This window comes from Salipiger sp. HF18 (genome assembly GCF_011806505.1).
GTDB classification, from domain to species: domain Bacteria; phylum Pseudomonadota; class Alphaproteobacteria; order Rhodobacterales; family Rhodobacteraceae; genus Salipiger; species Salipiger thiooxidans.
The window spans coordinates 1-3,227 of the sequence record NZ_JAATOS010000447.1 but is presented as its reverse complement, the minus strand read 5'-3'; the positions used below and the strand labels follow the sequence as shown (position 1 = coordinate 3,227).

Genomic DNA, 3,227 nt, shown 5'->3' with positions numbered 1-3,227 from the left:
CAGAGCTATCCGGCAAGCGCTACGGCTTGTGACATCTCACATCACCTCACTCACGCGCGGTGTCTCTTGGCTGAGGCAGAAGGGGCTCTGCCCCTCTTGGCGCTTCGCGCCAATTCACCCCGGAGTTTATCTGGCAAGATGAAGGGCGGGCGGCGGTGAGGTGTATAGAGAGAGCGTGCCTAACCCGGGAGATCCGAGATGGCCAAGGTCGTGAGGACGCCCGGGAGAGCGCGAACCGCAGCCAAACGCCCCGAGGCCGTGGCATCCCGTTGCCTCTCGCCACGAACCTGCAGCTTCATCTTGCCAGATAAACTCCGGGGGTGAGGCCGCAGGCCGAGGGGGCAGCGCCCCCTGCGACTTCTCCGCCAGGCGCGCCTGCCCCCTTTCCGCAACACTTCTCCGACCTTCGCCGCGCGCCGCGCGCCTGCTGCTTGCCCGGAGCGTCCCTGCCGCGTATTTCAGACGGGCCTTGGTTCCGGGCGCTTCGCCCGGAGAATAGGGAACGCGGTGCAAATCCGCGACTGCCCCCGCAACTGTGAGCGGCGAGCGCATTCGGCACGACGCCACTGGGCAGACGCCCGGGAAGGCCCGATCCGCGCTTTGACCCGCAAGTCAGGAGACCTGCCAGGGTGATCACCCTCTCCACGCGCGGGGTGCGCTTCGGAGAACGGTCATGTCCGTTCGTGGTGACGAGACCCGGAGGTCACGGACAGGCAGAGCGCCTGGCCGGACCGTCACCCCCACGCCCCCATGGGGCACGGCACGAAAAGGACGGCCACCATGAAAAAGATCCTCGGATCTGTCTCGGCACTGACGCTGAGCACCCTCCCGCTTCACGCCCAGAGCGAGGAGCCCTACGAGCTTCCGCCCATCATCATCAACGTCGGCTACGAGGCCACCACGCCTTTGCAGACCGGTGTCAGCGTCGAGGTCATCGACGAGGACGAGCTCGAGGATGCTGACGCCACCCGCCTGCTCGACGTGCTCGCCCGCCAGCCCGGCGTCTCGATCCGCTCGAACGGTCCCCTCGGGACCAACGCCGGGATCACCATCCGCGGCGTCTCGCAGCAGAACATCGCGGTGCGCATCGACGGCATCGACGTATCGGACCCCTCGGGCACGCAGGTGGCCTATGATTTCGGCGGGCTCACCGCCGGCGATATCAGCCAGATCGAGATCCTGCGCGGCTCGCAATCGGCGCTGTTCGGCTCCGAGGCCATCGGCGGCGTCATCAACATCACCACCAAGCGCGCCACCCGCGACGGGCTCAGCGCCGATGTCTTCGCCGAGTACGGCAGCTACGAGACCCTGCGCAGCGCCGCCACGCTCTACAACCGCGGCGCCGGACACGAGACCGCGGTCACCCTCTCTTACGTGAAAAGCGACGGATTCTCGGCGGCGGACGAGACAGGGCTCGACTATGGCACCTCGGCGCCGGGCGATCACAACGACGAGGACGACGGCTTCGAGGCACGCCGGCTGAGCTTCTCGGGCACCTACCAGCTGGGCGACGGTGCCGCCGAGCTGCGGCTGTCGGGCTTCCGCGAGGAGGCCAAGTACGACTACGACGAGAACGCCTCGGGCAAGGTCTTCGACGGCTCCCCCGATGACGTGGTCGACCGCGAGGAGAGCGGCCTGCGCGCGGCGCTCGCCTTCACGACAGGTGCCGTCGACCACGAGGTCTCGGCCAGCTGGTTCCGGATCAGCCGCGCCATGCATGGCACCTCGCTCGACAGCTGGGCGCCGGACACGCCGCCCTACAACGGCACGCCCTACCCGTTCCGCTTCGAATACGAGGGCACGCGCCAGACCTACCGCTACCAGGCAGGTTTCGACCTCGGCGCGATCACCCGTGCGGTGGCCGGTGTCGAGCGCAGCGTCGAGACCTACGAGGACGACATCTCGGGGGCCTCGAGCTACGGCCCCTACGGCAGCGACCAGGACCAGGAGACCATCGTCAACTCGGTGTTCACCGAGTTCACCGTGAGGCCCACCGAGGACATCGACCTGAGCTTCGCCCTGCGCCACGACGACCATTCCGAGTTCGGCGGTCAGACCACCGGGCGTCTCTCCGGCGTATGGCGCGCGCGTTCCGACCTGATCCTGCGCTCGAACCTCGCCACCGGCTACCGGGCGCCCTCGAACTACGAGCTCTACGACGCCTACGCCGGCAACGCCGATCTCGAGCCCGAGACCTCGGTCAGCTTCGATCTCGGCGTCGAGAAGCGCTTCGGCGACAGCGCCTGGCTGCGCGCCACCGCCTTCTGGATCGAGGCCGAGGACATCATCGACTACTCCTTCACCAGCTACGCCTACGCGCAGGCCGACGGCACCAGCACCCGGCGCGGACTGGAACTGGCGGGGGGCGTGGACCTGCGCCCGGGCCTGACGCTCGACGGCAGCTACACCTGGACCGACAGCTTCTCGGACGTGGCGCTCGACAGCTCGAGCTGGCAGACCTCGGTGCCCGAGCACAGCTTCGCGCTGGGGCTCAGCGCCGAGATCACCGACCACGCCCGGCTCTCGGTCAGCGCGCTTTACGAGGCCGACCGCGAGGCGCTCGACGATTACGGCGTGGTGAACTCGACCTTTACCTACGACGTGACCGAGTCCACGCAGGCCTACCTGCGGGTCGAGAACCTGTTCGACGAGAATTACCAGACCGTTCCCGGCTACGGCCAGTCGGACCGGGCGTGGTATTTCGGCGTCCGTGCCAGCTTCTAGGCTCATAGCGCTCGCCGCCGCCCTGTTTCTCGGGACGGCGGCCATGGGCGACGGGGCACCGGGCCGCGTCGTCTCGCTCAACGTCTGCACCGACCAGCTGGCGCTGCTGCTCGGCGCCCCCGGGCAGCTCGTCTCGGTGTCGCGGCTGGCGCATGACCCGCGCAGCTCGGCCATGGCCGGGGCGGCCCGCGCCATCCCCGCGAACGGCGCCAGCGCCGAGGAAGTGGTGCTGCTGCGCCCCGACCTCGTGATCGCCGGCAGCTACACCGCGCGCGCCACCGTCGAGATGCTGCTGCGCCTCGGCTACCAGGTCGAGCGCTTCGAGCCGGCGCGCTCGCTCGAGGACGCGCGCGAGAACATCCGCCGCATGGGCGCGCTGCTCGGCCGCGAGGCCGAGGCTGCCGAGGTGCTCGCCGCCTTCGACCGGCGGCTCGCCGCGCTCGACGACGAGCCCGACCGCCGACCCGTGGTGGCCTATTACCTGCCCTTCAACGAGACCGCCG

General features: G+C 68.9%; 2 protein-coding genes and 1 riboswitch. Both genes read left to right on the top strand.

The genetic code is table 11. The features are described from left to right. The first annotated feature begins 453 nt into the window (after positions 1–453). Positions 454–644: riboswitch (cobalamin riboswitch) on the top strand. 136 nt (positions 645–780) lie between these two features. Then, a complete protein-coding gene (locus tag HC022_RS22180) occupies positions 781–2,724 on the top strand; it encodes a TonB-dependent siderophore receptor (protein WP_167453849.1) in 1,944 nt (647 codons plus the stop codon). Between the two features lie 43 nt (positions 2,725–2,767). Beyond that, positions 2,768–3,227 (top strand): ABC transporter substrate-binding protein (locus HC022_RS22175; RefSeq protein WP_175583691.1); only part of this gene is annotated, 460 nt, incomplete at its 3' end.